Below are 26,651 nucleotides of genomic sequence, written 5' to 3'. Positions count from 1 at the left end.
TCAGGATAGACCATGGATATTACTGACATAGTCGCCGAGGAGTTCGTCGAGGTCGACGCCGACGAACGACTGGCGAAGGTTCGTGCGGCGTTCGATCAGGCAAACCCGAAAGGCGTTATCGTCACCGAAGACGGCGACTACGCCGGGGTGATCGGCGAATCCGAGCTGGTAAAATCCCGGATTCAAGACGACACGAAAGCCTCGGTGCTGATGACCTCCGCACCGCGCGTCGACTACCACGAGGATATCCGCGAGACCGCGCGGCTGTTGGTCGAAGGCGATGTCAACGTCGCGCCGGTGTTCCGCGGCGAGACCCTCGATGGCATCATCACGACCGACGCGATCCTTGAAGCCGTCCTCGAAAACCTCGATGCACTGACCGTCTCCCAGATCTACACCGACGAGGTGATCACGGAGACGACGGCAGCCACGGTCGGCCAGGCGATCAACCGCTTGCGGGAGCACGGCATCTCCCGGCTCCCGATCGTCGACGACGCCGACACGCTAACTGGCGTCATCACGACCCACGACATCGTCAACTTCGTCGTCCGCGACGAAAACCGCCAGGAGAAAGGCGACCGCAGCGGCGACCACGACCGCATGCTTGATCTCCCGGTTGAGAATCTGATGACCTCACCGGTGTTGACCGCCGAACTGGAGGATTCCGTCGATGGGGCCGTCGAGGTCATGTTCGACAACGACATCTCCGGGTTGGTCGTCACCGACGACGACGGCGGCGTCAGCGGCATCATCACGAAAACGGATGTGCTGCGTGCGCTGACATTCACCGAAGAGGAGTCGATGGACGTTCAGATCACGAACGTCAAACTGCTCGACAGCATCGATCGGGCGGAGATCGTCGAGTCGATCACCCAGGTCGTCGACAAATACCAGGCGATGAACGTGATCCACGCTCACGTCCGGTTCCACGAACACAAAGAAAAGCTGCGTGGGACGCCGTTGATCCAAGCACAGATCCGCCTCCGGACGAGCCACGGCCAACTCGCCGGCTCCGGGGAAGGCTACGGCGCGAACCACGCCTTCCACGTTGCGCTCGATAAGCTCGAACGCAATGTCTTAGAGCGGAAGGGTGTCAACGCCGACGCCAAACAGCGCGGGCAACTCATCCAAAATCTCGAACTGTAGGCGCGGCGGTCAAAACTCGTCGACGCCGGTAATGCCGGCGTCAGTAATCTCGAAGGTCGCCGTCTCGCCGGCGGCTTTCGCCCGGTGTTTTTCTACGGTCGCGCGGCGTTTCCCACCGCGGAACCGATCTAACCGAACAACGACGCCCGTCCAGTGTTCCAGCGTGTGGCCACCCAACGCGCGTACCCGGTCGGCGTCGGGGTCGGTGTACACCTGGTTTGTGATCACGACCGCGATATCGTGTTTGCGCGCGATCGACAGCAGCTCCGTGATCTGGCGAGCGACCGCCCGCAGGGAGTCGCCGCCCTCCGCGTCGCCGGCGCGGTTGAGCCGGTAGAAGCCGGTTGCGCTGTCGAGGACGATCAACTCGACGCGCTCAGCAAAGTCGGCGGCATCCCGAACCGCTTCCTGTTGTTCGTCGAAATCGACGGCATCGGAGATGATGAGCCGCGAGGCGACAGTGTCGAGGGCCTCGTCGGTGCTATGTTCGATCAACTGCTGGAACCGATCGACCGACAGCCCCTCGGTGTCGATATACAGCGCGCTGTCGCCGGCGACGGCAACCCCGACGGCAGCCGACAGCGCGATGTTTGTTTTGCCGGCCGCCGGCGGCCCATACAGTTGGGCGACGGTGCCGCGTTCGAACCCGCCGCCGAGCAGCGTATCAAGGGCGTCACAGCCGGTTGAGACTGGCTCCGTCACAGGCGTCGATTGGCGTGGTCGGCGCAAAAGCCCCGCGGTCTGTGGTGGTCTCTGCGAGCGGATGCTGTGCTGATCAGCCCGTCATCAGCACGCTGATAGCAGGTAAATTGATTTACCGACAGCACCCAAATGAATCGATATGAGTCGTCCTGTCGACGAGGCCGAGGGAGATATCGAGCATCTCCTAACCTCGTCAGAATCGAGTTCGCTTCGGGATCAGATGCGGAAGTTCATCGAAGCCAACGGCGGAGAGATCGATCTGAAAGCCGAACGGAAAATCGGAACTGACGATGACAGCGTATCTAGTATCGTAATCAACGACCGAGACGAACGGGTGTAACACGAGGCAGCGAGTCGAATGAATCGGCTGTTTTTTGACACCTCCGCGTTAGTGAAGCGGTATTACGAGGAGCCGGGGACAGAGACCGTCGATACACTAATCGAAGGTGAATCGACGGTTGTGATCAGTTCGCTCGCAGTCGTTGAGACCGTCTCTGCGTTTCGGCGAAAATACAACCGAGATGGGATCTCTGAACTGCAAATGAATCGGCTGCTGAGTGCGTTCTTCGAAGAGGCACTAGCCGAGTTTGTTATCCTTCCAATGGACGAATCAGCGTTCCGGTTCGTGTTTCCACTGGTATTAGAGCATGACCTCCGCACACTCGATAGCCTCCAGCTGTCGGCTGCACTCACAATTGATACCGACGATAAGCCGGTCACATTTGTCTCCGCTGACACAGAGCTGTTGCAACAGCGGAAGCTAACGGGCTTGCCACGGTTAACCCAGATGAGTGACCAAGAGCGGCCTCAGTCAAGTTGGTGGTGGGTAATCGCGTCCGTCCCCGACCCCTCGGTGTCGAGGAGGGCAACGTGGAACGCGTCGTCAGCCCCTTCGATCGGCAAGCCGCCGGGATTGACGCGAACCGTGTCGCCGTGGGATGTGATCGTTCGTTCGTGGGTGTGGCCATGGAAGACGTAGTCGTAGGTGCCCGCCTCGGCCAACGCCTCCCGAAGCACCGTGTTGGTGCCATGGTAGACCGCGATCTCAACACCGTCAAATGTGAGTTCGCCACACTGGCCGAGATACGTTCCGAACTCGTCGACAACGTTGCCCAGAGCCCACTCGCCGTCGTTGTTGCCGCGGACAGCTGAAAACTCGAAGGCGTCGGTGTCGAACGGCGTTGCCGAAAACGGCGCGATGATGTCGCCGCAGTGAATGACGTGGTCGACGCCTTCCAGTTCGAACAGCGAAACCGCTTGCTGGACGTGTGCGAGATTGTCGTGGGTGTCGGAAACAATGCCGATTTGCATGGCTGACAGATCGGGAGCGACGAGTAAGAAAGTACCGCGGAGAGGGTAGTGCGATTAGTTCGCCGCGTCGATCAGCAGTTCCACACCCGGCAGGTCGTCGCCCGTGAGCGCGCGGATGTACGCGCCGCCGGCGATCGAGACGTGGTCGAAATCGCCTTCGTCCATCCCGTACATCTCGATCGAGCGAGAGGTGTCGCCGCCGCCGACCACCGAGAAGCAGTCGGTTTCGGCGATCGCTTTCACCGCGCCGACTGTACCGGCGGAGAACTTCTCCTCCTCGAAGACACCAAGCGCGCCCTTGAGGAAGACCGCGTCGGAGTCCCGAATGATCGGGTCGTATTTGTCGACCGTTGCCTCGGAGATATCCATGTAGTCGTAGTTGGCGGCGTCGAGTTCTTCGTTTTCGTGCTCGGCTCGCTCGCCGTCGTCGTCCTCATAGGCGAGGCCTTCGGGGAGTTTGATCTGGTCGCGTCGCTCCTCGTAGAGTTCGCGGATGATTGCCTCGTTGTTCTCCCACTGAGTGTCGTAGAGGTCGAGGTCCTCGTGGCGGTCGTAACCGACATCGTAGCCCGCCGCACGGAGGAAGAGGTGGCTGGCGATGCCGCCCATACAGAACGTGTCGATCTTGTCACCGAGTGTCTCCATCACGCCGATCACGTCGGTCGCTTTCGTGCCGCCGACGACCATCGTGACCTGCCCGTCGAACTCGCGGTTGGCGATGGCGGTGTTGGCCTCATACTCGGTTTCCATCACGCGACCCGCAAAGGCCGGCAACACGAGCGGGAAGCCGACCAGCGAGGCGTGTTTCCGGTGGGCTGCCGAGTAGGCGTCGTTGATGTAGGCGTCAAAGTGCGGCGCGAGCGTCTGGACGAACTCGGTTTCGGCCTTGACCTCGGGGGCTTCCTCGGGCAGTTCGTCATCGCTCATCCGGGTGTTTTCGAGGAGGAGCACCTCGCCGGCCTCAAGGGAATCGATCGCGTCGAGGGCGTCGTCGCCGTAGATGTCGTCGACAAACTGAATATCGCGGTCGATATGCCCGCCGAGAATCTCGGCGTGCTGATCGAGGGAGACGAAGGTGTCGTTGCCGGGCCGGCCCTGATGGGCCATCAGCACGACGCGGTGGCCCGCCTCGGCAAGCTCCTTGACCGTTGTCGCGTGGCGCTGAAAGCGGCGGTTGTCCTGTACGTCGCCGTCCTCAACCGGTGAGTTCAGATCGAGGCGGACGAGGACGCGCTGTGCGTCGTCGAGATCGTCGATGGTGTTGAAGGATGCCATTGGTGTGTCGGAAATCGGGTGGGTCGGTGAAAAGATACGTGGGTCGCCAGCAGGGCTGGCGCAGCCGGCGGCTTAGGATTCGTCGACGAGGAACTCGGCCATATCGAGCATGCGGTTCGAGAAGCCGTACTCGTTGTCGTACCACGTCAGGATCTTCACGAGGCCGTTGTCGCCGATGACGTTCGTGGAGTTGAGGTCGGCGTACGAGGAGAACGGCAGGCCGACGATATCGCTGGAGACGACCTCGTCGTCGGTGTAGCCGAGGACGCCGGCGAGTGGGCCGCTGTCGGCGGCATCGCGGAAGGCGTCGTTGATCTCCTCGGCGGTCGGCTCGGCGGCGAGATCGACGACGAGTTCGGTGATCGAGCCCGTCGGGACGGGGACGCGGATCGCCATCCCGTCAAGTTTGCCCTCAAGCTGTGGGAGCACCTGGGTTGCGGCCTGGGCGGCACCCGTCGAGGTCGGGACGATGTTTTCGGCGGCAGCGCGGCCACGGCGGGTCTTGCCTTTCGGCGCGTCGATGAGCGTCTGGCTGCCGGTGTAGGCGTGGACGGTCGTCAGCGTGCCGGTCTCGATGCCGAACTCCTCGTCGAGCACCTTCGCGACCGGCGTGACAGAGTTGGTCGTACAGGAGGCGTTGGAGACGATGTCCTCGCCGTCGTAGTCGTCGGCGTGGTTGACACCGTAGACGAGCTGTGGAACCGGTTTCTCGCCTTTCGGCGGCGCGGAGATGACGACCTTGTCGGCACCGGCGTCGAGATGTTGGGCGGCGTCGTCTTTCGTTCGGAAGATGCCCGTACACTCGAAGGCAACGTCAACATCGTTTTCGCCCCACGGCAGGTCAGAGGGGCTCTGAACGTTGTGCAGCGACACCGAGGTACCACCGATGGTGAGCTCGTCGCCGTCGAGTTCGAGGCCATCGAGGGTGCCCATGATGGTGTCGTACTTGCCGAGATACCGCATCTGCTCGAAGTCCATCACGTCGTTGATGCCGACGAGTTCAACGCGTGGATTGTCGAGAATCGCACGGAACGTGTTGCGACCGATCCGACCGAAGCCGTTCAGGCCGACGCGAACAACATCCTCGTCGGCGACTTCCGCACCAGCGTCTAGATATGATTTACTCATACGCGAATAGCGATTCTACAGCTACTTAAAATAGCCCGGATCGTCGCGGCGCGTGTGAACAAATCACAATAGATGGCTCCTGAGCCAGCACTAGCCAGCCGGTGACAACGGCGCCACGCGGCGCTCGGTGGCGATCCCGAGACAACAGCTGCCTACAATATAGTGTAAAATCCACATTACTGTTCGGCAGGGACAGAACGCTTTTGTCGAGGGGGAACGATACACTGATGTATGCATAGCGACGACCGCGACGACCCGTTCGGCGATATCTTCGATGAGATCGAGCGGATGATGGGCGAAATGAACGGCCCCGACGAGGCGGGGGCCGACACGCACATCGAGGTCTATGAGACCGACGACGCCGTCCGACTCGTCGCGGATCTCCCCGGGGTCGACAAAGGCGATCTCACACTCCAGTGTGACGGCACAACACTCACGATCCAAGCGGCGACCGGCCACCGAGAGTACGACGAACGCGTCCGCCTGCCGGCGACAGTCGATGAACACTCCGCCGACGCGACGTTCAACAACGGCGTCTTGGAGGTCACGTTTGATCGAGCGGAGGCGTCGGCGGCGATCGACGTCGAGTAGTTACGAGCTGTTTTCGGCGGTATCGCGGATGATTTCGGCGAGTCGGTCATAGAATCCGCTGTCGTACTTATCTGCGGTATCGATCGTTGGGCGGGCGTTTGTTTCGTTGACGACGAGCCGCTCGTCGGTTGCCAGCAGGTCGACACCGAGATACGGGATGTCGAGTGCGGCAGCCGCTCGTTCGGCACGCTGGCGGTGAGCATCCGGGAGGTCAACACCGGTGGCCTCGGCCCCGCGGTGGACGTTGTGTTTCCATCGGCCCTCAGCGAGGTCGGCAGGCAGGCGACGCTGGACGCCGCCGACGTAGTCGCCGTCGATCACCATCGCCCGGTAATCACGGGCGTCGGGCAGATACTCCTGAATGAGATAGGACTTGTCACCGGTGGCGCGAAAATCGTGGATCAGATCGAGGTAGTCGACGACGCCGAGCAGCGAGTCAATGTCGCTGGCTTTGGCGACACCGACACCGCGGGTCGCCGAGTTTGGTTTGACGACAACCGGGAAGGAGAGCTCGGCGACAGCGTCGACAACGGCCGACTCAGCGACCGGATTCGAGAGCATTACCGAGTGGGGAACCGGGATGTCGGCCGCATCGAGGGCGGCGAGGACGCCGCTTTTGTTTCGAGAGGTGAGGACAGCCTCTCGGCCGTTAACCCACGGGATGTCGAGTCCGGCGGTGATCGCCGCCCCCTCCATCAGCCGGCCAGGATAGACAAGCCCAACGTCGAACTCGGTGACAGCGGTGTCGTCGTCAGCCGCAGGGGTGACAGCGACAGCGTCGTCGGTCAGCGGGATCGCCCGTTCTTTCGCCTGGAGATGGGCGGCGTCGATCCCGCGGTCAGCCAGCGGCTCACGCAGACGGTGAAACGTTTCAGCAGTTGTCGTGACCGCCAGCCGAAGCATACGCTGGCGTTAGTGAGAACAGCGAAAAGGGGTGTCGATCCGCTTAGGAGACGAGCAGTTCCTCGCCGCGTTCAACATTGATCCGGCACGGCGGGGAGATCTTGTTGTACGCGCGGCGGAACGCTTCCTTGACGACCGGCGCCTGCTCGGCGGTACAGTAGGCCGTGAAGATCGGCTCGTCAGCGCCGATGCGGGCGGCGGTGCCGACGATCTTGCCGAAGGACTGTCGCATCCCGTCGGAGACACGGTCGGCGCCGGCACCGGTTGCCTGTTTGTTCTCCCGGATGACCTGGTGGGGGAACTTTCGGAGCTGCATCTTGTACTCGCCCTCGCCGAGTTCCTTCAGCAGGTGGCGGTTCGCCGAGAGCCGCGAGGACTCAAGGGAGCCGTGGCGAAGCTGGACAGATTCCTCGGATTCGAGGGTGATCTTGACGGGGTAGTCGTCCGGATCAGCCTGTAGGTCACCCATATCGTGTTGGGCGATCTTCGAACCCGGAATCCCGGTGATGTACTCACGTCGTGTGTACGAGGGCTTGTCGATATCCCTGTACATCGAGGCTGGTTTCTCTCCCATGGTTACTTGTCGTGGCGAACGCCGCTGGCCCGAATAAAGCCTTCGAATACAGCCCACTGGCAACGCCTGTGAGGCGTTGACACGGCCAAATTCGTCAGTTTGACTCCTCGTCGGCGGGCACCGTTCCAGCGGGCTCGCTCTCATCGTCCCCAGTAGCGTCGCCAGCGGAGTCGTGTGCGGAATCGTCGACAGCGGTGTCGAAGGCGTTGGTTTCAGCAGGTTCGGTGTCGAGGGTGTTATTTTCACCAGCGTCGCCAGTCGACGACGGCGGTTCGACAGCAACAAACTCCAACTCGTGTTCCGCAAGCAGTCGCCGAGCCCGGTCGGTCACCGACGGCGCGACCAAGATCCCTCTCACCGCGGCGTTGTCGCCTTCTTCACGCTCAATGGCCGCGACGTATCGCTGGAGTTGACTCGCGGCGCTCGACCGACCCGGCGGCGTTTGAGTTCGACGACAACGGGCCGGCCATCGCTATCGCGCCCGAAGAGGTCGATCGGGCCGGCGTCGGTCGGCCGCTCGGTCGCCAGCGGCTCGAAGCCGGACTCAATGAGCGCGGGGCGATCGAGCAGGGCGTTTCGCAGGTCGGCCTCGCTGCCAGTGACAGAGAGGTCGCGGCGGCCGCTAACCGCCATCGCCGACAGCTGTTCGACCGTCTCGAAGCGGACAGCCAGCATTTCGTCGGGTGAAGTGCGGACGCTGCGAACCCGGAGTCGACCATCGCGGACGGCGGCGTGGTGTTCCGAGCCCGGCGGCTGCCAGTTGACCGGCTTTTGGTTCTCGTCGGTGTGCACCAGCGCCGTGCCGTCGGGTTTGAGAAGCAGCAGCCGACGACCCAAGCCGAGTGAGGAAGCTGCTCGGCCGTCATACTCGACGGTACAGCGGCCAAACACCGTGATGAGGTCGCCGCGCTCGAAGGCATCCTCAAGCGCCCAGAGGGCTTCCCGGTGGGTCGGCTGGTGGACGGTCGTCGCGGTCACCACCGACGACTACAGCCGGGAGGGACAAAAACGACCGGCCGACGGCGACAGACGCACGGAATCACTAAGGCCTGCCTCGTCGTAGGGTCGCTATGGTAGCGGTAAGCGATGGGATCGCGATCGACGCACCTCCAGAGACGGTCTTCGAGTACCTCGATGAGCCGGCCAACCACCGGACGATCACGCCGGCTATCACCGGGATCTCTGATATTGAACCGCTGGACAACGGTGGCAAAGAGCTTGATTTCACCTACCGAATGGTCGCCGTCGAGATCGAGGGCCATCTCGTCCAGACCGTCCACGAGCCGCCGACCTGCCACCGTTTTAGGATGGACGGCGGGCTCTCCGGGGAGTTGACCTTTGATATCGAGGCCACCGATGACGGTAGTTGGGTCACCTACACCGCCGAGTACACGATCCCCGGACAGGTGATCGCCAAGGTCATCGAGCCGTTCGTCCGGCGGTACAACAAAGGCGAGTTGGAGTCGACGCTGGCGAATCTCAAAGCCAAGATCGAAGCGGCGTGAGCGCCCCAACGCGGAAGCGTTATTCGCCGAGCCCGGCAGCAGCCCCACAATGAATCGACAGCCGAGGACATATCTCGGCCGCGCTGGCCGAGCGACCGACCGGCGCCGGCCGCGAGGGAGCTAAGATGCGGGTCGGCGTTGTCGGTGCCGGAATCTCCGGGCTCACCCTCGTTGACGCGCTTGTCGACCGCGGGGTCGACGTTGTCGCCGTCGAGTCACGCGCCGAGGCCGGCGGGATCGTCCGCAGTCAGCGAATGGATGGCCGGGTCGTCGAACTCGGCCCCCAGCGGCTCCGGCTCATCCCAAGTATCGAATCGCTGGTCGACGAGTTCGGCCTCCGCGAGGGGCTTCGCATCGGCGACGACGACCAGCCGCTGTACATCTACCACGACAACGCCCTCCGGGTCGCGCCGCTGTCGACCAGGGAGGCGGTGACGACGAGCCTGTTGAGCCCGCTGGGTAAGCTGCGGATTCTCGCCGAGCCGCTGACCGCTCCCGCCAAGCCGGGCGAGACGGTCGACGAGTTTCTCGTTCGCCGGTTTGGAAAGCAGGCTGCCCGGCGGTACATGGGCCCGCTGTACAGCGGCTTGTACGGCACCGATCCCCGAGAGATGCTGCACGAATACTCGCTGGGACGCGCTCTCGACAACGCAGGCGTCGGCCGCAGTCTGCTGTGGTGGGTGGCGAAACGCGTCGTCGACGGCCGAGAGGCCCCGCCGATCTGTACGTTCGACGACGGGCTGGGGACGCTGACCGACGCGCTGTACGAAGCCCACAGCGACGTGATCGATCTCGATACCGCTGCAGTCGAAATCAAGGCCCACGGCGGTGGCGTCGACAGCGACGATGACACCAACAGCGTCGACAGCGACGACGATGGTGGCTACGAGATCGTCACCGACGCCGGCAGCGAGATCGTCGACGAGGTGGTGGTGACGACACCGGCCCCGACGAGCGCGGAGTTGGTCGACCCACTCGACAGCGACCTCGCAGCAACACTGGAGGAGTTCCGGTACAACCAGATCACGATGGTGTTTCTCGATTCTGGCTTTGACCGCGAGGGGATTGGCGCGTTGGTGCCGCCGGACGGCGAGCTACCGATCAGTGGCACCACCTGGAACGCAAGCTTCCTCGATCGAGACCGGCTGTTTACCTGCTATGTCGATCCGAACAGCGATCCGGAATTGCCAACCCGAACTGACGAGGAGGTCGGCGAGTTGGCCGCCGATGCCTTCGAGGAGTTGACTGGCGCGGCGGCGACACCGATCGGCGTCCACACGTGGACACCGGGGATGCCGGCCTACGACGGCTCCTGGACAGCGATGGACGACCTTCAGCCGCCCGACGGACTGCAGTTCTGTGCGAACTTCGTCGGCCGACCCGGGATCCCCGGGCGAATCCGCAGCGCGAAGCGAATCGCCCGCGAGATCGGCGAGCGTGAGTGAGCAGTACCGGCAGTGCGGCGCCGTATTCCGCAGAGGCGGAACAGAATCGGGGGCGTATATATTCCCTATTACAATTAATATTATATTCCTTCGCGGTGTATCGCCGGTGCATGCCTCAGGGAAACGACGTTGAACATTCGAACGACCCCGAAAGCGCATCTACGTATGAATGCCTCCAGTGCGGTGCAATTGTTGAGTCAGACGCACACCCGAATACGTGTGACTGTGGTGGGCAGTTCACCAATCGCGCGAAATCACTCGAATAGCGGGCTCGGTCGGTTCCGCGAACGCATCGAGTAGATCAGCACAACACGTCCCGACCGCAACGCGACGCTGACACCCGCTTATTTTTGTGCCACAAACGCAGGGCAAACGCCGTGACAGCAGTGGTACAACTGTCACATGCGAAGTTGCTTTACCGGCGACGCCCCAACCGTTCGTATGGCAACTGCGATTGTCCTGTTGAACTTCGGTGAGCCAGCAGACCCCGACCGAGAAACCGTCCTTGAATACCTGACGCGGATCTTCTACGACAACGCCTCCTAGAGGATGCCGAATCCGAGGAAGAAGCCTGGGATCGCTCCCGTGAACTCGCTCAGCGACGACTGCCCGGGCTGATGGAGGAGTACGAGGAGATCGGTGGCTCGCCGCTGCAAGGCCAAGCAGGCGACCAGGCCGACTCACTGGAGGCGACGCTGGCCGATCGTGGTCACGACGTTGAGATCTACCACGCGATGCAGTTCATGGAGCCGCTGATCGACGACATCCCCGCAACGCTGGCCGACGACGGCATCGACGAGGTCATCGCCCTGCCGATCTACCCGCTGTGTGGCCCCTCGACAACTGTCTCGTCGATCGATTCCCTCGAAGAGGCCATCGACGACCACGCAAACTACGACCCCGCATTCAGCGCGATCACCGGCTGGCACCGCGCCCCGACCTACAACCGAATCCGTGCGGAGTCGATCGGCTCGTTCCTTGAGGAGAACGATATCGACCCGAACGACCCCGACACGGCGTTCGTCTTCTCGGCGCACGGCACGCCGATGAAATATCTCGACGAGGGGTTCAGATACGACCAGTACGTCGAGGAACACGCCGAGGCCGTCGCCGGGATCGTCGGCATCGACGACTACGAGATCGGCTACCAGAACCACGCCAACCGTGGCATCGAGTGGACGGCCCCCGAAACCGAGGAGGTCGTCGAGGGACTCGGCGAGGACTTCGAGCGCGTGGTCGTCGAACCGATGAGCTTCATGCACGAGCAATCGGAGACGCTCGTCGAACTCGATGTCGACCTCGCCGAGGACGCCGCCGAGGTTGGCCTTGACCTGTATCGAGTGCCTGTCCCCCACGACGATCCACGGTTCCCGGAGCTGCTGGCGGATATCACCGAGCCGTTCCTCTCACACTTTGCGCCGTCGTACTACCAGCTCCGGCAGTGTCAGTGCCGCGACAAGGAAGGCACCTACTGTTTCAACGCCGAGCTGCCGCCACAGGACGCCTAACGCGACTCTTTTGCGGTCTCGAAGAACGCCGCGACGTTTTCGACCGGCGTGTTGCGGTCGACGCCGTGGCCGAGGTTGAGAATGTGACCGGTGTCGCCAGCGGCGTCGATAACCTCCCGGGTTCGCTCACGGACAGTTTCGGGGTCGCCGTAGAGCAACGCCGGATCGAGATTGCCTTGGATCGCCACGTCGCCGAGTTGGTCGCGGGCAGTGTCGATGTTGACTGTCCAGTCCAGTGAGACCACGTCCGCGCCGCTGTCGGCCAGCAACTCAAGATTGCCGCTCATATTGCGGACGAAGACGATCGTCGGCACGTCGACCGCGTCAAGGATGCGCTGGTGGCGGGGGACGATGTACTCGGCGTAGTCGGTCGGCGACAGCAGGCCGGCGTAGGTATCAAACAGCTGGATCACGTCGGCACCGGCGTCCTCCTGATACTGACAGTATTCGATCAACACGTCGGTGAAGGCATCAAGCAGTCGCTCGAAGGCCGCCGGGGCCTCCGCCCGGAGCCGCCGGACGGCCATGAACGACCGGGAGGTGCTTCCCTCACAGGCGTAGGCCGCCAGCGTAAACGGGCCGCCAGCGAAGCCCAACACAGCCGCCTCATCGCCGAGGGTGGCGGTAAGTCGCTCGATGAGTTCGCCGACATACCAGAGTTGCTCCCGAACGTCGCCGATCTCGCGGTGGGTATCTGCCGGCGACGAAACCGGATTTTCGATCACCGGGCCGACACCGGATTCGATATGGTAGCTGAACCCAAGCGGTTCGAGGACGGTGAGGATATCGGAGTACATGACGACCCCGTCGGGCTGGAACCGCTCGTAGGGCTGCAGCGAGATCTCGGTGGCGATATCGGGCGTCGAGATGGCCTCCTGAAAGGAATGCGACTCCCGGATCTCACGGTACTCCGGAAGATACCGGCCGGCTTGGCGCATCATCCAGACCGGCGGGCGGTCGACCGGCTCGCCCCGTACCGCCTTCCGGAAGAGATCGTTCATGGGTGGGTGTACGCCGAGTGGCCGCCTAATACTTGTGAAAGGGGCCGACTGAATCCGGGGGCGACACCGGGAGGCCGCGGCAGCGACACCACGGGGACGGTGGCACCAATGCTTTTGCTGGTGTCGACCGTTCGATCAGCCATGGCACAGTCAGGGTCACCGGGCGACACCTTACCTCCTGAACAGGGGACAGGCTATGGGTCGAGCCGGTGGCTCACCATCATCGGCGTCGGGCTGTGGCTCGTGGTACTCGCCGCATTTGGGCTGTTGGTGTTTACCGACATTGGCGGCAGCGAAACCGGCTCGATCGTGTTGTTGATCGGGGCCACAGTGGTCGCAGCGACGGTGGTACTCGTCGTCAGCGCCACGCTCTATATGGTTTTCGAGCGGCTGAACCTCGGCGGTGGCGCGATAACGCTGCTGGTGGCACTGATCGCTACGATCGCCGTCCCGATCGGGGTGCTGTTTCTCCTGTCGCAACTCGGCGGGAGCGGTGGCGGCTCGCTGCTCGGCGGGCTCATCGACAGCCTGCCGGTCAGCGACAACCTGCGTCGAACCGCTGGCCCGGTGCTTGAGGGGCTGCTCGGCAGCTGAAGGAAGGCGTGGGCCACACAGATCGACGGGAGTTATGAGACGTACAGAAACAGACGCATTGCTCGAAGTCGATCAAGAAGGTCGAGAAGCACCATCGAGAGCACCGCCCCCAGCCGTGGCGAGCCGTCCCAACAGCCCCACTGACCGGCGAGAACACAGTCGAGAAACGCGGCCGGCGACAGGTCATGAAGGGCGATCATCCCGACGAGCGCAACAAGCGACAGCGGGACGGTGAGTCGGTAGGTGCCAACGACGCCGGCCAGCCGGCGGAGCGCGTACAGCGGGCCGACGACGACCGCCAGCGGAAGCCGATACCACCGCGCGGTGGTGGCGGCCCACACCGTCGCGAGATCGGTCGAACTCGGGAGGCTATGGATGAGCGCGGCGACACCGATCCACCACAACAACACTCCGCCGGCGACCGCGTCGATTCCGCTCCCGGTGTAGATCGCAAGCGAGTATTCGAGCAGCACCACCGCGACGCCGACGTTGCTTGCCAGCGGTGCGAGCGCGATCAGCGCGGTCGTCGACCATCGGCTCGGCGTCGTATGCCGGACGTAGCCGGGCGGGCCGGTCAATTGAAAATACACGGCTGACTGCACCGGCACGCCCGCCAGCAGACAGGTGAGGCGATGGGCGAGTTCGTGGAGGACGATCCCCGGTGCTGTCGCCAGCCGAAACAGCAGCGAGCGTCGCCGGCGTCCCAGCACACCGACACTGCGCCCAGTCATCGACCGATGCAACCGCCTCGGGGCACATGAACGTACGGCTCCAAACGACGGAACAGCGCGGGGAGTGTCCTGTTGCTACCGCGAGTGACAGCAGATCGCTCACTGTGTGTCGAACGTGCTGCCTAAAGCTGGTATTTTAAGTTCAACACCATACCTACGCGAAGACATGACGTATGAAAACCTTGATGCGGAGTTGCTGAACGAACTCCTTGGCGATGGCCGGGCAAGTCTCCGAAGTCTTGGGGAGGAGCTCGATGTTTCGGTGACAACCGTCTCAAATCATCTTGAGGCACTCGAAGCCGAGGGGATCATCGACGGCTACACCCCGATCATCGACTACAACGAGCTTGGCTATGACGTGACCGCGATCATCCACCTGAAAGTTGAGGGGAGTGCGATGACGGCACTAACAGATCGCCTCCGAGAACAGAAACAGATGAGCAGCGTCTACGAGACGACCGGCGATTACGACATCATCGCCGTCGGCAAGTTCGAAGACACCGACGGGATGAACGAGCAGATCAAGAACCTGCTGGCCGATGTCGACATCAACGAATCGAACACGAGCGTCGTGCTCAACGCGGTGACAGAACACGAGCAGTTCGAACTCGATAGCGACGCGGCGTGATCAGCCCACCAGCACCCACCGCGAGACGGCAAGGAAGACGAGCATCCCGAAGACGTCGACGACGTTGGTGACGATCGGGATCGTGGTGTCGTCGGGATCAATCCCGAGTCGGTAGGAGCCATAGGTGGCGACGACGCTGGCGACGACGGCGATGGCGGCGACCGACAGCCCGCTGAGAAGCGAGATTACAAGCAGTTGGCCGAGCGTCAGCGAAGCTCCGACGACCATGCCAAACAGCCAGACGGTAACCGCCAGGGCGGTGAAAATCGTCGCTGCCAGCGCGAAGATCGCCGCCACATTCGCCCACAGCAGCCGGTCGGTCGGATCGAACGTCGTCGTGCCGAGATGGAGCCGCGTCGAGAGCCGCGCGCTCAAGATCGAGCCAAGGTTGCCGCCCATCCCGATCATCGCCGGCACCATCACCGCCAATAGCCCGTAGCGATCCAGCAGGTCGCCGGCATCCTCCAGGGTGATCCCGGCCCAGAGAACAATCGCACACAGCACGACCAACAGCGGAAACATCGTCCGGACGATGTGGCCGGTTCCCCAACTGCCCAGATCGGCGTCGGTCAGCAGCGCCACCGGCGATCACCTCCCTGCCGACAGATGCGGTTCACGAGACAAGCACCTCGACGATCAGCACCGCAAGAAACAGAAACGCCATCCCGAAGACATCGCCCAGCGTCGTCACAATCGGGCCGACAAGATTGTCCGGGTCGCGGCCGGCCTTGTAGCCGGCAAACAGCAGTGTGAGCAGCCCACCGATCATCACAACCGCGGTCAGCAGGCTAGCGATGAGCACGATCCCAACGAGCACGCGCAGTGGTGCCGGCTCCCGGCCAAGCAGCGTCAACACGCCCCACGAGAGCGAGCCGATGACGATCGAGATGCCGATAGCGTTGATTCCCGAGGCGATGATCGCGTTGACCAAGCGGTCGTTCCACTCGAAACGGGGCTGAATGAGACCTTGATGGAGCCCGGTGGCGATCCGACCGCCAAGCGAGCCATAGACGTTGCCCCGGGTTGCCAGAAACACCGGCACCATCACCAACAGACCAGGAAAGTCGGCGACGCTATCGAGTAGCCCCGACAGCACAAGGCCGGAACAGAGCCCACCGAGCAGCGCGATGGCCAACACCGGCAGCGCCTCCCGATAGATCGACCAGAAGACGCCGCGTGGCTGCATGGATACTCTTGGCGAAGCCACAAGTAAAACTACTGCGCCCGCCGAGTCCGTCCCTTTATTTGACTGACGATCCTTTAGAGAGGTAGTATGGCGACCGCCAGCGACGACGACACAGCAGTGACACACGGCGGCGACGAGGGCCGCTACGACGGCGAAATCCCGGTCGACGGCGACGATATTGTGATCGTCGGCAGCGGCTTTGGCGGGCTGTCGACGGCCTGCTATCTCGCCGACGCCGGCGCGAACGTGACGGTCGTCGAAAAGAACGAACAGCTTGGCGGTCGGGCTAGCCAACTCCAAGCGGAGGGCTTCACCTTCGATATGGGTCCTCGTGGTATCTCATGCCCGACGTCTTCGAGCGGTTTTTCGGCCACTTCGGCAAGGAGCCGAGTGACTACTACAAGCTCACACAGCTCGATCCCCACTATCGGATCTTCTTCAAGGACGGCGATCAGGTCGATATGGTTCCCGACCTCGAAACGAACAAGGAGGTCTTTGAGGGGTATGAACCCGGCGCAGGCGACGCCTTAGATCGGTATCTCGACAAATCTGAGTACACCTACAACGTCGGGATGGAACACTTCGTCTACGAGGATCGCCCCCGACTGCGAGATTACATCGATACCGACGTGTTCCGCTACTCGTGGGGGTTGTCGCTGCTCGGGAAGATGCAAGGCCACGTTGCAGACTACTTTGAGCACCCCAAACTGCAGCAGATCATGCAGTACACCCTGGTCTTCCTCGGTGGCTCGCCAAGCAACACACCCGCGCTCTACAACCTGATGAGCCACGTCGATTTCAACATGGGCGTCTACTACCCAGAGGGCGGGCTTCGCTCACTGGTGGACGCGATGGTCGAACTCGGCGAGGAACTCGGCGTCGAATACATCACCGACCAGCCCGTCACCGAAATCGCCGGCCGGAAAGGCGGCTTTGCGGTCAGAACCGAACACGGCGAGGAATACCTCGCCGACTACGTCGTCTCCAACGCCGACTACGCTCACACCGAACAGGAACTCTTGCCGCCGGAAAAACGGCAGTACAGCGAGGACTACTGGGAGAGTCGTACCTACGCGCCCTCCGCCTATTTGCTCTATCTCGGTGTCGAAGGTGATGTTGAGCCACTCGAACACCACACGCTCGTTCTCCCGACCGACTGGGACGATCACTTCGAAACGATCTTCGACGACCCACAGTGGCCCGACGATCCCGCCTACTACCTCTGTGTCCCCTCAAAAACTGACGACAGCGTCGCCCCCGAGGGCCACAGCAACCTCTTTGCGCTCGTCCCGATCGCCGCAAACCTCGACGATACGCCCGAACTCCGTGAGGAGTTCCGCGAACTCGTCCTCGACGATATCGCCGCCAACACCGGCGTCGAACTCCGCGACCGCATCGTCTTCGAGGAATCCTTCTGTGTCAACGACTTCAGCGACCGCTACAACTCGATGCACGGCACCGCCCTCGGGATGGCCCACACCCTCCCACAGACCGCCCTCCTGCGGCCGAACCGCAAATCGACGGAGGTCGATGGGCTGTATTTCACCGGCTCCTACACGACACCTGGCATCGGCGTCCCGATGTGTCTGATCAGCGGCCAACACACCGCCGAAGCGATCGAGGAGTGATGACCGCCGTGGGCACCGACCAGTCGACCAGCACGGCAACCGACGGCCTCCGCTACCTGCTGATCCTCTCGCGGCCACGATTCTGGTTCTACCTCGCCGGCCCCGTCGTCGTCGGCGTCGCCGCGGCCGCCGAGACCGTGCCTGACCTCTTTTTGCCGGTCGGCTTCGCCTTATTCGGCTACTTCCTGTTGCCGGCAAACGTCCTGCTGTACGGCGTCAACGACATCTTCGATGCCGACATCGACACCGAGAACCCCAAGAAAACCGAGCGCGAAGCGCGCTGGCAGGGCGGCCCCGCCGTCATCGCCAGCGTCGTCGCCAGCGGGCTGCTTGCGGTGCCGCTGTTCGCCATCGCATCCACAGCCGCGTGGCCATGGCTCGCCGGGTTCCTTCTGCTGGCTGTCGAATACAGCGCGCCACCCGCGCGGTTCAAAACGACGCCACTGCTCGACTCGCTCTCCAACGGGCTCTACATCCTCCCCGGGATCGCCGCCTACGCCGCCGTCGCCGGAACCCAACCGCCCGCGCTGGCGGTTGTCGGCGCGTGGCTCTGGACGATGGGGATGCACACATTCTCAGCGATTCCCGACATCGACCCCGATCGACGAGCCGGGATTCGGACGACAGCGACGTGCCTCGGAAAACGCCGCACCTACGGCTATGTTGCGGCCTGCTGGCTCGCCGCTGCTGGTGCCTTCGCGGTCGTTGATCCACGTCTCGGCGTCCTCATGGCTGTCTACCCGGTCTTTGTCGCGTGGGTGGCGACCAGTTCGGTCGCCGTCGACCGCGCCTACTGGTGGTTTCCCGCGCTCAACACCGCCGTCGGGACGCTGTTTACGCTCGGATTACTCTGGCGGATCGTCCCGCCAACGGAGGTGTTGACGTGAGCAACGTTGCTGAGTCGTCCGCGGTCTCGGAGTCGCCGGCAGCCGAGCGACCGCAGATCACCGAAGCAGACGGGCTTGCCGACGCGGTCGCTGGGGTGCCGAAAAATCGCCGCGAGGTCGAACCGTGGCTTGACGCCCTCGTTGACGGGAACCGGTTCACGATTGCCGTCTTCTTTCCGCTGGTCGGCGCGCTCATGCTCGTCGGCAGCGCGGAGGGGTGGGCGGTGATTCCCGACCCGCTCCGGTTTAATCCGCCGTTCCTCGTGTTCGGAACAGTCGTGATGGCCGCGCCGATGCTCGTCGGCGTCCTCCCGACGCTCGGCCGCCGGGGCGTTGCCGGACTGGGGCTGCTGACGGCCTACACCTATCTGATCGAGTACGTCGGCGTCACAACCGGCTGGCCCTACGGTGCCTTCGAATACGGGATCGAACTTGGCCCGATGGTCAGCGGGGTTCCCGCCGCGCTGCCCGTCTTCTTCATCCCGCTCGTGTTGAACGCCTATCTGCTGTGTCTGCTGTTGCTCGGCGACCGGGCGGGCTCGCGGCTCGCGCGGCTGGCAGTCGTGATCCCGGCGGTCGTGACGATGGATCTCGTGCTTGATCCGGCGGCCGTCTCACTGGGATTCTGGGCCTACGATGCGGGTGGGGCGTTCTACGGCGTGCCGCTGTCGAACTACGGTGGCTGGGTGGTGAGTGCGGTCGTCGCTGTCGGCGTTCTTGATTTTACGCTCGATCAGTCGGGACTGTTCGATCGCCTCGACGCCTGTGACTTCATGCTCGACGATATGGTCAGCTTCGTCATCCTCTGGGGGGCGATCAACGCGTGGTTCGGCAACTGGCTGCCGGTGGTCGTGGCTACCGGCTTCGGGCTCGGGATTCTCCGAGCCAAACGGTTCGATGTGGGGCTGCTCCGGCCCTCGACAGGCGTGTATCTCCCACGGGTCGTCGACCGCGAAACCTAATTGGCTGGCTCTCCGTGATCCGGTATGGCCGACAGCGAGACGCCGCCCGGCCGGCCCTGTCCGCTGTGTGGCGAGTCGATGCAACACCGCCACTGCAAGTACATCTGTCCGACCCACGGCGTCGTCTACGACTGTGCCGATACATTCTACTGAGCCGTCCTGTCGCTCAGTGCCGACACGCAGTTGAGTTGAATCCGAGTCCGCACTCGGCGTGAACGAACACCAAGGAACCCGGATTGTGTACGAACTGTTATGTCGCTTGCGGCCGTATTGTGGCTATATGCTGTGCCGCCGGAACCGGCCGACGAGACCGATGACTGGCCCCCGACTACCCCCCAATTGACATGGTAGACGACGACCAAATCGCCCGGAGTAAGACCATCCAACAGCGCACGGGCAAGACCTTCCATCTCGCCACGCGGTTGCTCCCCGAACGCGTCCGTGAGGCGACCTACGTCCTGTATGCCTTCTTCCGCGTTGCCGACGAGGTCGTCGACGACGCCGACGGGGTCGCCCCCGCCGAGCAGCGCGCCGAGCTCGAACAGATTCGCGCGGCGGCTCTCGGCGAGCGCGAGACCGACGACCCCGTCCTCGCGGCCTTCTCCGAGCTCCGCGAGGAGTACAACCTCAACGACGAGGACATCGAGGTCTTCATCGATGCGATGGTGTCGGATATCGACACCGACGAGTACGCCACCTACGATGAGTTGGAGGCTTACATGGACGGCTCAGCCTCAGCAGTCGGTCGGATGATGACCGACGTCATGAACCCCGACGATCCCGAGAAAGCCCTCCCGCATGCGACCGCACTCGGCGAAGCCTTCCAACTCACCAACTTTCTGCGGGATGTTCGAGAGGATATCGTCGAGCGCGACCGGATCTACCTGCCACAGTCGACGCTGGCCCAACACGGCGTCACCAACGACCAGATCCGGAACTTCGAGATGGATGAGAGCTTCGCGGCAGCCATGCAGACCGAACTCCAACGCGCCGAGGAGCTCTATGAGAAGGGTGTTGCGGGGATCAAATACCTCCCTGAGGACTGCCAACTGGCGGTGTTGCTCGCGGCGGTGCTGTATGCCGACCACCATCGGCTGATCCGCACACGCGACTATGACGTGTTGTCGGCGACACCACAACTGGGCACCGCTCGCAAGCTCTATCTGCTGGCCAAAACGCGGTGGCGGTGGATCTGGAACAAGGATCCCGAAGCCGTCTTCTGGGCGGTCACCGGCGACAGCGGCGGCGGGATGTTCACCCGCGGTGCGAAGCTCGTCGACCGGCTCCCGGTACGGTAAGGCGATTCTCACACGCCGGGGATCAACACGAGGTATAACCGCCTGCATGCTGAACGGCGAGCTATGACCCTACTCGTCCCATTCGATGGCTCAGATCTGGCAGTGACCGCACTCACGCGCGCCACCGAGTTCGGCGAGACCCGCGGTGAGGAAGTTGTCGTCCTGACTGTCGTCCCCGACGATAGCTCCTTTGCGGTCGAACGCGGCTGGATCAACGCCGGCGAGCCGTTCGATATCGACCAACTCTGTGAGAACTTCGAACAGCGCGTCGCCGAGATCGCCCCCGAGGCGACGTTCCGGTGTGAAACCCCAGCCGAAAACGACGCCCTGACCGCAACCGCTATCGACGATATCACCCGCACCGTTCGCCGTGTCGCCGGCGAACTGGATGTGTCGATCATCTTCATCGGCACGGAAAACGCCGGGCGCATCTCGACGCCGGTGACGAGTGTCGGCAGCCCGCTGTCGAAGGATCCCGAGTACGACGTGCATATCGTCCGACACGCGGAGTGAGTGTCCGGCCGGCTAAGACAGTAGCCGAGCCACAACCACCAAACAGGATCGGCCCGCACGACGAGCCATGAGCCGCTCCCGACTTGAACCGACACCCGAGGGGATCGAAACCGCGGCCGACTGCATTCTCGATGGCGGCGTGATCGTCGCGCCCAGCGACACCAACCTCGCGCTCACGCTCGATCCGTGGAACGAGGCGGCTATCGAGCGAGCCTTCCGGATCAAGAACCGCGAGCCGACCGATCCCCTGACGCTGTTCATCCGCGACCCCGCCGACTGGCGACAGTGGGCAACAGCCGACAACGACACCGCTATCGACGCACTCGTCGATGCCTTCTGGCCCGGGCCGCTCAACATTATCCTTGAAAAGACCGACGCCGTCCCCGACCGCGTCGTTGCCGGCGGCGAGACGGTCGCGCTGGGCTGTCTGGGGAATCCGGCGTGGCGCGATCTCTCGGCGGCAGTCGACCAGCCGCTGTGTATGACCTCGGCCAATCTCACTGGGCAGGCCGACGGCCAACTCGTTGATCTCGACCTCGCCATCGAGCAGGTCGGCGATCGGGTCGACTACATACTCGACGGCGAGGCCCAAGGAACGACCCAATCGAGTACTATCGTCGATCTCACCGGCCCGACGCCGGCGATCCTGCGACACGGCGATATTACGGCCACCGATCTCGACGCCGCTGTCGACGATCTCACGTTCGAATCGTGAGCCGCATCGGATTCGACGAGAGTGGCGTCGCTTCCGGATGAAGCCGGCAGCAAAAACAAGCGAAAACGAATTGGGTCGGTTACTTTAGCACTCCGACCAGCCGCAGGACTCGCAGGTCTTGCAGCCTTCCGAGAAGTACAGCGACATGCTGCCACACTCGGGACATTCCGGCGATTCGCCGGCTGCGAGTAGCTCCTCGGTCGCGTCGTCAGTGGCCGCCTCGTCCGCGGGCGGCTCGGTCATTGAATCCGTCGTCGCGCCGGTACTCGCCGACTCCGCTGAGACGGCCGCGCCGCCGTCGGTTTCGGGTGCGGTCGGCTGTCGCTCCGCGTCCTCGTCGGCGTCGTTCAGCTCAGAGAGGTTCTGCTGTTTCGGGTACGGCTCCTCGATGTCGCCGTCGAGGTAGCGGCGGAGCGCGGTGCCGATGGCGTCCGGGATGGAGTTGATCTGCTCGCCTTTGTCCCAAGCGACTTTCGGCGATCGAATCCCGTTCAGTTCGCCGGCGATCTCCTCGGGGTCGACACCCGAGCGCAGTGCGGTTGAGATCGTCTTGGCGAGGGCCTCGGTGAAGGAGGCCGTGAACCCACCGGAGTTGCCGATGTTGGCGAACAGCTCGAATGGTCGACCCTGATCGTCTTCGTTGATGTTGACGTAGACTTTGCCGTAGCCGGTGTCGACGCGCTGAGTGACGCCGTAGAGCACGTCCGGTCGCGGGCGTTTCTTGCCGAGGCCTTCCTCGGTTGTCTCGGGTTGGGTGAACAGCTCGTCGAGTTCGGCGCCGAGTTCGGCGCGCACCTCCTCGTTGTCGAGGAAGCCCTCGATGCCGCCGAAGACCTCCTCGATCTGGGTGGTGATCTGCTCGGCGGCCTCGCCGTCGTCGGCGAACTCGGTGTTCTTCGCGCGCGTCGTGAGCACCTGCTTCGAGCGGGTGCCGTCACGGTAGACGGTGACGCCCTTGCCGCCGTTCTCGTAGATGTAGCGGTAGACCTCGTCCATATCCTCGGCACTCGCCGAGTTCGGGAAGTTACAGGTCTTCGAGATCGCGGAGTCGACGCCGGTTTGGCAGGCACACTGAACGCCAGCATGTTCCTTCCCGGAGAGGTCGGAGGTGACGACGAACAGTTCGCCGATGGCCTGCGGCACGGTGTCGAGACCTTCGACGCCGTCGAACTCGTTGTTCGCCATCTGCTCTTGGGCTTCGGCTTTGACGGCGTCAACGTCGATGTCGTTTTCCTCCAGGACGCGGAGGAAGTAGTCATCAAACTCGACGAGCATTTCGTCACCTTGGACGTCGTCGGAGACGTTCTTGTAGTAGGCGACGTTGTATATCGGCTCACAGCCGCCGGTCGTGTTGCCGATCATCGAGGTGGTGCCGGTCGGCGCGATGGTCGTCGTGTTGTGGTTGCGGATCGGGAAGCCGTCTTCCCACTCGTCGGCGTCCTCGCCGGTGTGGTGTTCGAACCACTCGCGGTACTCGGTCGGGTCGGCGTACTTCGAATCCTCGTAGTCGGCGAAGGGGCCGCGTTCCTCGGCGAGTTCGTGGGAGGCCCACTTGGACTCGTGGTTGATGTGAGTCATCAACTGCTCGGCGATGGCGTTAGCCTCATCGGAGCCATAGCGAACGCCGATCTGGATGTAGAGTTGGGCCAGCCCCATGATGCCGAGGCCGATCTTCCGCATCTCGCGGACTTTTTCCTCGATTTCATCGACCGGGAAATCCGACATCGTGACGACGTTTTCGAGGAAGCGCGTCCCGGACTCGATCCGGCGATTGAACGCGTCCATGTCGACGGCCTCGTGCATGAACGCCTCGGCGGCGGCCTCAAGTGAGTCATACTGGTCGCCGTTGTTGTCGTACCAGACGCGCCAGTCGGGAGCGTCCTTGTCAGCGAGTGTTGAAAGGTTGATGTGGCCGAGGTTGCAGGCCTCATACTCCTCAAGCGGCTGCTCGCCGCAGGGGTTGGTGGCGAGGATCTCGTGGTCGGGGTGTTCCTTGACGTCGAAGGAGTGCTGTTTGTTGACGCGTTCGAGATAAATGACGCCCGGTTCGCCGTTCTCGTAGGCGCCGTTGACGATGTGGTCCCAGAGTTCCTCCGCGGGGACGGAGAGTTCCTCGCCGACCTCGACGTACTCACCGAGACCGTGAAGCTCGTACAGCTCCTTGGTTTCGGGCGTGGCGATGTGCGGTTCCTCGGTGCGGGGATTCGTGAACGTGAACTCCTCGCCGTTGAACAGCGCCTCCATGAAGTCGTCGGTGACGCCGACGGAGATGTTGAAATTCGAGAGATGGCCCTCGACGGCGTTGCGGAGGTGTTCGGGGACGCGACCCTCTTCGTCGATCAGCTCGCGGGCCTCTTCGAGGGCATCAGCAAAGGAGTTGTGCGTGAAGTCGTCGGGGTCGTTGAGTCGCAGTGAGTGCGCCAGCGAGACATCCTTGTTCTTGGCGTGGATGAACTGGATCACATCAGGGTGGGAAACGCGCATGACGCCCATCTGCGCGCCGCGTCGCGCGCCACCTTGGGCGATGGTCTCACACATCTGGTCGTAGGTACGCATGAACGTGATCGGCCCGGAGGCGATACCGCCGGTCGAGCCGACAGAGTCGCCGTACGGGCGGAGCTTCCAGAACGCATACCCCATGCCACCACCGGACTGGAAGACCTCAGCGGCCTCCTTGGCGGTCTGGTGAATATCCGTGATGTCGTCGCCCGGCGAGTCGACGAAACAGGCCGACAGCTGCTGGAGTTCGTCGCCGGCGTTCATCAGCGTCGGCGAGTTCGGCATGAACGACAGCTGGGTCATCAGCTCCTCGAACTCGTCGGCGACATCCTCGACGTGGCTCTGAACCTCGTCGGGGAGTTCGGGGACGATCGTTTCGTAGGAGAACTTGTTGACGTTGTACACCGACAGCGTCGCTTCGGCGTCGTCCTCGGCGGTCGTCCCTTTCCCGAAGACTTCCGCGGCGAGTTCGTCGCGCCGTGGGTGGTCGGGTTTGATCTGGTCGGGGGTGACCGTGATCTCGGTGTCCTGCTTGTCGGCCTCGAAAACAGCTTCGGCGAGGGCGACGTTTTGGGCGACGCGTTCGAACAGCTCCTCCTGGCTTTCGTCGACGTTGCCGTCGGCGTCCTTCCGGAGATACCGGGCGGGGAGGATGTTGTTGTAGGCGTTGCTCGTCAGCCGGTCTTCGAGCGTGTCGCCGGTGGTGCGTTTGATCGGCAGTTCGAGTTCGTCGGCGGAGAGCTCCGCGCGGCTCATTCGTCGGCCCCCTGCGGTGCGTCGGCGTGTCGGATGGTGGTTTTGGTCTGGTGGCGCATCTGTGTACTCCGTAGCGAAAGACGGGACTGTGATACCGATGGCACCCTCATAACAGCTACGGTTGCGGTAGCACAAGCAGAATTGCACTGTTGAGTGCTGCCGCTCGCTGTGCTGCGGTCTGGAGAGGGTCGGTTCTGTCCGCGTCCGGTAGCTATTGTGTGATGGGACTGATCTGGTATAAGCATGCCCAAACCGGACTGAAAGTGAAACGACGACCACGGCTGGCTGGGCGGCCGATACGTGGCGATTACTGCCGTACTGCCCGATATGCTGGAATCGAACGTAGTCCCCACAAGCTTATTCCGATTCGGTGTCTCGCTCAGGATATGTCACCCCTCGCGCTCATCGGCGGGCTCGCAAGCGGCGGGATCGCCGGGCTGAGCCTCCCGCAGCTGCTGATCGCCCTCGTCGGGATGCTTGTCGTGCTCATCGTGGGGCGGATCGTCCTCAAGATCGCCTGGCGGCTCGTCACCATCGGCGTCGTTGTCGTCGGCGCGCTTCTCATTCTTGTGCAGTTCGGGCTGTTGTAGCTGCCGGCAATATCACGAGGACGACTAGGCCGAATCAACAGACTCGGGAGCGACACCGCAGCCAGTTATCTCGGCTGATATTTGTGGGGCGCATTTTAAGAGGAGAGAGGGGAGTACGTTTACACACCACCTGTGGGATCGCCCGCAGGCATCCATGTTCAACACTGCGAACCGAGGTAGCCAGCGGCTATGACGAGCCGCCGTCAACTCCTTCGTGGGGTTGCCGGCACCCTTTCCGTGTTCGGAGGGCTCCGCTGGGGCGGCCTCGTTGCGCCTGCCGACGCCCAATCAAACGATGCAACGGCGTCGGATAGCGACGCGTCCGGCGACGACGGGTCGTCGAGCGCGGACAACGAGGACGACCCAAGCGGGCTCCCCGGATACACGGTCGGCCAGATATATCTCCGCTACGAGGAACACGTCGGGATTACCACGTTTGTCGAGCTTGAAAACGAATCCGAGCAGAACAACGAGCGGGTGCGACTGAAAGCAGATGCCGTCAGCGCGAATGACACCCTCGGCACCGACGACACGTGGAAAGATATCCCCGCGACATTCGAGCGAACGATCAAACT

26 protein-coding genes and 4 pseudogenes are annotated in these 26,651 nt (G+C 62.7%); 18 read left to right on the top strand and 12 right to left on the bottom strand.

The window, feature by feature from the left end; translation table 11 throughout:
- The first annotated feature begins 12 nt into the window (after positions 1–12).
- Positions 13–1,146 carry a CBS domain-containing protein gene (locus ACFQJB_RS12705; protein ID WP_120101629.1) on the top strand — a complete coding sequence of 378 codons (1,134 nt, stop codon included), beginning with the start codon at positions 13–15 and terminating at the stop codon, positions 1,144–1,146.
- Positions 1,147–1,155: 9 nt separating this feature from the next.
- Here ACFQJB_RS12705 and radB read toward each other — a convergent pair whose 3' ends face one another.
- The gene (gene radB / locus ACFQJB_RS12700; protein WP_379727837.1) at positions 1,156–1,848 is read right to left on the bottom strand and encodes a DNA repair and recombination protein RadB; all 693 of its coding nucleotides are present in this window, start codon (positions 1,846–1,848) and stop codon (positions 1,156–1,158) included.
- A gap of 139 nt (positions 1,849–1,987) precedes the next feature.
- Between radB and ACFQJB_RS12695 the strand changes: the two genes are divergently transcribed.
- Positions 1,988–2,188: a hypothetical protein gene (locus tag ACFQJB_RS12695; protein WP_379727835.1), complete on the top strand. Its 201-nt coding sequence runs from the start codon at positions 1,988–1,990 to the stop codon at positions 2,186–2,188.
- A gap of 18 nt (positions 2,189–2,206) precedes the next feature.
- Positions 2,207–2,581: pseudogene (locus tag ACFQJB_RS12690) on the top strand (type II toxin-antitoxin system VapC family toxin); the annotation flags it as partial.
- A 74-nt stretch (positions 2,582–2,655) separates the two neighbouring features.
- Here the strand turns inward: ACFQJB_RS12690 and ACFQJB_RS12685 are convergent.
- The 3 genes from ACFQJB_RS12685 to gap form a co-directional block, all read right to left on the bottom strand.
- Positions 2,656–3,159: a metallophosphoesterase gene (locus ACFQJB_RS12685; RefSeq protein WP_379727833.1), complete on the bottom strand. Its 504-nt coding sequence runs from the start codon at positions 3,157–3,159 to the stop codon at positions 2,656–2,658.
- 54 nt (positions 3,160–3,213) lie between these two features.
- The gene (locus tag ACFQJB_RS12680; protein ID WP_379727831.1) at positions 3,214–4,434 is read right to left on the bottom strand and encodes a phosphoglycerate kinase; all 1,221 of its coding nucleotides are present in this window, start codon (positions 4,432–4,434) and stop codon (positions 3,214–3,216) included.
- Positions 4,435–4,506: 72 nt separating this feature from the next.
- The gene (gene gap, locus ACFQJB_RS12675) at positions 4,507–5,562 is read right to left on the bottom strand and encodes a type I glyceraldehyde-3-phosphate dehydrogenase (protein ID WP_379727829.1); all 1,056 of its coding nucleotides are present in this window, start codon (positions 5,560–5,562) and stop codon (positions 4,507–4,509) included.
- 231 nt (positions 5,563–5,793) lie between these two features.
- On the opposite strand from gap, the gene ACFQJB_RS12670 reads away from it, so the two are divergent.
- The gene (locus tag ACFQJB_RS12670) at positions 5,794–6,153 is read left to right on the top strand and encodes an Hsp20/alpha crystallin family protein (protein ID WP_379727827.1); all 360 of its coding nucleotides are present in this window, start codon (positions 5,794–5,796) and stop codon (positions 6,151–6,153) included.
- Here ACFQJB_RS12670 and ACFQJB_RS12665 read toward each other — a convergent pair whose 3' ends face one another.
- The 3 genes and pseudogenes from ACFQJB_RS12665 to nucS form a co-directional block, all read right to left on the bottom strand.
- Positions 6,154–7,056 carry an ATP-grasp domain-containing protein gene (locus tag ACFQJB_RS12665; RefSeq protein WP_379727825.1) on the bottom strand — a complete coding sequence of 301 codons (903 nt, stop codon included), beginning with the start codon at positions 7,054–7,056 and terminating at the stop codon, positions 6,154–6,156.
- A 43-nt stretch (positions 7,057–7,099) separates the two neighbouring features.
- Complete coding sequence (locus ACFQJB_RS12660; RefSeq protein ID WP_120101612.1) at positions 7,100–7,630, bottom strand: 50S ribosomal protein L16; 531 nt, start codon at positions 7,628–7,630, stop codon at positions 7,100–7,102.
- 94 nt (positions 7,631–7,724) lie between these two features.
- Positions 7,725–8,608, bottom strand: a pseudogene (gene nucS / locus ACFQJB_RS12655) (endonuclease NucS).
- 92 nt (positions 8,609–8,700) lie between these two features.
- Between nucS and ACFQJB_RS12650 the strand changes: the two are divergent.
- From ACFQJB_RS12650 to hemH, 4 genes and pseudogenes are all read left to right on the top strand, one after another.
- Complete coding sequence (locus ACFQJB_RS12650) at positions 8,701–9,135, top strand: SRPBCC family protein (protein WP_379727823.1); 435 nt, start codon at positions 8,701–8,703, stop codon at positions 9,133–9,135.
- 125 nt (positions 9,136–9,260) lie between these two features.
- Positions 9,261–10,580, top strand: coding sequence for a protoporphyrinogen oxidase (hemG, locus tag ACFQJB_RS12645; protein WP_379727821.1), 1,320 nt, complete (start codon positions 9,261–9,263; stop codon positions 10,578–10,580).
- Positions 10,581–10,690: 110 nt separating this feature from the next.
- Positions 10,691–10,846, top strand: coding sequence for a rubrerythrin-like domain-containing protein (locus ACFQJB_RS12640; protein ID WP_379727819.1), 156 nt, complete (start codon positions 10,691–10,693; stop codon positions 10,844–10,846).
- Between the two features lie 175 nt (positions 10,847–11,021).
- Positions 11,022–12,088, top strand: a pseudogene (hemH, locus tag ACFQJB_RS12635) (ferrochelatase).
- Here hemH and hemE read toward each other — a convergent pair.
- Positions 12,085–13,089, bottom strand: coding sequence for a uroporphyrinogen decarboxylase (gene hemE, locus ACFQJB_RS12630; RefSeq protein ID WP_379727817.1), 1,005 nt, complete (start codon positions 13,087–13,089; stop codon positions 12,085–12,087). The pseudogene hemH and the gene hemE overlap by 4 nt on opposite strands.
- Positions 13,090–13,230: 141 nt before the next feature.
- On the opposite strand from hemE, the gene ACFQJB_RS12625 reads away from it, so the two are divergent.
- Positions 13,231–13,683 carry a hypothetical protein gene (locus ACFQJB_RS12625; protein WP_379727815.1) on the top strand — a complete coding sequence of 151 codons (453 nt, stop codon included), beginning with the start codon at positions 13,231–13,233 and terminating at the stop codon, positions 13,681–13,683.
- Between the two features lie 32 nt (positions 13,684–13,715).
- On the opposite strand, the gene ACFQJB_RS12620 is transcribed toward ACFQJB_RS12625, so the two are convergent.
- Positions 13,716–14,414: a hypothetical protein gene (locus tag ACFQJB_RS12620; protein WP_379727813.1), complete on the bottom strand. Its 699-nt coding sequence runs from the start codon at positions 14,412–14,414 to the stop codon at positions 13,716–13,718.
- Between the two features lie 166 nt (positions 14,415–14,580).
- Here ACFQJB_RS12620 and lrp point away from each other — a divergent pair, with 166 nt between their 5' ends.
- The gene (gene lrp / locus ACFQJB_RS12615) at positions 14,581–15,042 is read left to right on the top strand and encodes an HTH-type transcriptional regulator Lrp (RefSeq protein ID WP_379727811.1); all 462 of its coding nucleotides are present in this window, start codon (positions 14,581–14,583) and stop codon (positions 15,040–15,042) included.
- On the opposite strand, the gene ACFQJB_RS12610 is transcribed toward lrp, so the two are convergent.
- On the bottom strand, positions 15,043–15,564 hold the full coding sequence (locus ACFQJB_RS12610) for a magnesium transporter (protein ID WP_120101798.1): 522 nt from the start codon (positions 15,562–15,564) through the stop codon (positions 15,043–15,045). It lies immediately after the preceding gene.
- A 91-nt stretch (positions 15,565–15,655) separates the two neighbouring features.
- Complete coding sequence (locus ACFQJB_RS12605; protein ID WP_120101590.1) at positions 15,656–16,228, bottom strand: magnesium transporter; 573 nt, start codon at positions 16,226–16,228, stop codon at positions 15,656–15,658.
- A 156-nt stretch (positions 16,229–16,384) separates the two neighbouring features.
- Between ACFQJB_RS12605 and ACFQJB_RS12600 the strand changes: the two are divergent.
- The 7 genes and pseudogenes from ACFQJB_RS12600 (at position 16,385) to ACFQJB_RS12570 (ending at position 22,231) form a co-directional block, all read left to right on the top strand.
- Positions 16,385–17,856 (top strand): annotated as a pseudogene (locus tag ACFQJB_RS12600) (phytoene desaturase family protein).
- On the top strand, positions 17,856–18,743 hold the full coding sequence (locus ACFQJB_RS12595) for a prenyltransferase (protein WP_379727808.1): 888 nt from the start codon (positions 17,856–17,858) through the stop codon (positions 18,741–18,743). Before ACFQJB_RS12600 ends, ACFQJB_RS12595 begins: the two are co-directional and overlap by 1 nt.
- 56 nt (positions 18,744–18,799) lie before the next feature.
- Entirely contained in the window at positions 18,800–19,705 is a 906-nt protein-coding gene (gene cruF / locus ACFQJB_RS12590) for a bisanhydrobacterioruberin hydratase (RefSeq protein WP_379728047.1), read from the top strand.
- A gap of 24 nt (positions 19,706–19,729) precedes the next feature.
- Entirely contained in the window at positions 19,730–19,858 is a 129-nt protein-coding gene (locus ACFQJB_RS12585) for an HVO_2523 family zinc finger protein (protein ID WP_267899960.1), read from the top strand.
- Between the two features lie 191 nt (positions 19,859–20,049).
- Positions 20,050–21,003: a phytoene/squalene synthase family protein gene (locus tag ACFQJB_RS12580; RefSeq protein ID WP_379727806.1), complete on the top strand. Its 954-nt coding sequence runs from the start codon at positions 20,050–20,052 to the stop codon at positions 21,001–21,003.
- Positions 21,004–21,066: 63 nt separating this feature from the next.
- Entirely contained in the window at positions 21,067–21,516 is a 450-nt protein-coding gene (locus tag ACFQJB_RS12575) for a universal stress protein (protein ID WP_379727804.1), read from the top strand.
- Between the two features lie 67 nt (positions 21,517–21,583).
- Positions 21,584–22,231, top strand: coding sequence for an L-threonylcarbamoyladenylate synthase (locus ACFQJB_RS12570; protein ID WP_379727802.1), 648 nt, complete (start codon positions 21,584–21,586; stop codon positions 22,229–22,231).
- Between the two features lie 84 nt (positions 22,232–22,315).
- Here ACFQJB_RS12570 and ACFQJB_RS12565 read toward each other — a convergent pair whose 3' ends face one another.
- On the bottom strand, positions 22,316–25,486 hold the full coding sequence (locus tag ACFQJB_RS12565; protein ID WP_379727800.1) for an adenosylcobalamin-dependent ribonucleoside-diphosphate reductase: 3,171 nt from the start codon (positions 25,484–25,486) through the stop codon (positions 22,316–22,318).
- 386 nt (positions 25,487–25,872) lie between these two features.
- Between ACFQJB_RS12565 and ACFQJB_RS12560 the strand changes: the two genes are divergently transcribed.
- Positions 25,873–26,076: a hypothetical protein gene (locus ACFQJB_RS12560; RefSeq protein ID WP_379727798.1), complete on the top strand. Its 204-nt coding sequence runs from the start codon at positions 25,873–25,875 to the stop codon at positions 26,074–26,076.
- Positions 26,077–26,651 lie beyond the last annotated feature (575 nt).

The sequence above is a fragment of the Halonotius sp. GCM10025705 genome, from assembly GCF_042662885.1.
In the GTDB taxonomy this organism is placed as follows: Archaea; Halobacteriota; Halobacteria; order Halobacteriales; family Haloferacaceae; genus Halonotius; species Halonotius aquaticus.
This window is presented reverse-complemented; position numbering and strand designations above follow the sequence as displayed.

What these genes read in the sequence shown, in the direction of transcription:
- ACFQJB_RS12705 (WP_120101629.1), top strand. Translation starts at nt 13, where the DNA reads ATGGATATTACTGACATAGTCGCCGAGGAGTTCGTCGAGGTCGACGCC.
- ACFQJB_RS12695 (WP_379727835.1), top strand. Translation starts at nt 1,988, where the DNA reads ATGAGTCGTCCTGTCGACGAGGCCGAGGGAGATATCGAGCATCTCCTA.
- ACFQJB_RS12685 (WP_379727833.1), bottom strand. Translation starts at nt 3,159, where the DNA reads ATGCAAATCGGCATTGTTTCCGACACCCACGACAATCTCGCACACGTC.
- ACFQJB_RS12680 (WP_379727831.1), bottom strand. Translation starts at nt 4,434, where the DNA reads ATGGCATCCTTCAACACCATCGACGATCTCGACGACGCACAGCGCGTC.
- gap (WP_379727829.1), bottom strand. Translation starts at nt 5,562, where the DNA reads ATGAGTAAATCATATCTAGACGCTGGTGCGGAAGTCGCCGACGAGGAT.
- ACFQJB_RS12670 (WP_379727827.1), top strand. Translation starts at nt 5,794, where the DNA reads ATGCATAGCGACGACCGCGACGACCCGTTCGGCGATATCTTCGATGAG.
- ACFQJB_RS12665 (WP_379727825.1), bottom strand. Translation starts at nt 7,056, where the DNA reads ATGCTTCGGCTGGCGGTCACGACAACTGCTGAAACGTTTCACCGTCTG.
- ACFQJB_RS12660 (WP_120101612.1), bottom strand. Translation starts at nt 7,630, where the DNA reads ATGGGAGAGAAACCAGCCTCGATGTACAGGGATATCGACAAGCCCTCG.
- ACFQJB_RS12650 (WP_379727823.1), top strand. Translation starts at nt 8,701, where the DNA reads ATGGTAGCGGTAAGCGATGGGATCGCGATCGACGCACCTCCAGAGACG.
- hemG (WP_379727821.1), top strand. Translation starts at nt 9,261, where the DNA reads ATGCGGGTCGGCGTTGTCGGTGCCGGAATCTCCGGGCTCACCCTCGTT.
- ACFQJB_RS12640 (WP_379727819.1), top strand. Translation starts at nt 10,691, where the DNA reads ATGCCTCAGGGAAACGACGTTGAACATTCGAACGACCCCGAAAGCGCA.
- hemE (WP_379727817.1), bottom strand. Translation starts at nt 13,089, where the DNA reads ATGAACGATCTCTTCCGGAAGGCGGTACGGGGCGAGCCGGTCGACCGC.
- ACFQJB_RS12625 (WP_379727815.1), top strand. Translation starts at nt 13,231, where the DNA reads ATGGCACAGTCAGGGTCACCGGGCGACACCTTACCTCCTGAACAGGGG.
- ACFQJB_RS12620 (WP_379727813.1), bottom strand. Translation starts at nt 14,414, where the DNA reads ATGACTGGGCGCAGTGTCGGTGTGCTGGGACGCCGGCGACGCTCGCTG.
- lrp (WP_379727811.1), top strand. Translation starts at nt 14,581, where the DNA reads ATGACGTATGAAAACCTTGATGCGGAGTTGCTGAACGAACTCCTTGGC.
- ACFQJB_RS12610 (WP_120101798.1), bottom strand. Translation starts at nt 15,564, where the DNA reads ATGTTTCCGCTGTTGGTCGTGCTGTGTGCGATTGTTCTCTGGGCCGGG.
- ACFQJB_RS12605 (WP_120101590.1), bottom strand. Translation starts at nt 16,228, where the DNA reads ATGCAGCCACGCGGCGTCTTCTGGTCGATCTATCGGGAGGCGCTGCCG.
- ACFQJB_RS12595 (WP_379727808.1), top strand. Translation starts at nt 17,856, where the DNA reads ATGACCGCCGTGGGCACCGACCAGTCGACCAGCACGGCAACCGACGGC.
- ACFQJB_RS12585 (WP_267899960.1), top strand. Translation starts at nt 19,730, where the DNA reads ATGGCCGACAGCGAGACGCCGCCCGGCCGGCCCTGTCCGCTGTGTGGC.
- ACFQJB_RS12580 (WP_379727806.1), top strand. Translation starts at nt 20,050, where the DNA reads ATGGTAGACGACGACCAAATCGCCCGGAGTAAGACCATCCAACAGCGC.
- ACFQJB_RS12575 (WP_379727804.1), top strand. Translation starts at nt 21,067, where the DNA reads ATGACCCTACTCGTCCCATTCGATGGCTCAGATCTGGCAGTGACCGCA.
- ACFQJB_RS12570 (WP_379727802.1), top strand. Translation starts at nt 21,584, where the DNA reads ATGAGCCGCTCCCGACTTGAACCGACACCCGAGGGGATCGAAACCGCG.
- ACFQJB_RS12565 (WP_379727800.1), bottom strand. Translation starts at nt 25,486, where the DNA reads ATGAGCCGCGCGGAGCTCTCCGCCGACGAACTCGAACTGCCGATCAAA.
- ACFQJB_RS12560 (WP_379727798.1), top strand. Translation starts at nt 25,873, where the DNA reads ATGTCACCCCTCGCGCTCATCGGCGGGCTCGCAAGCGGCGGGATCGCC.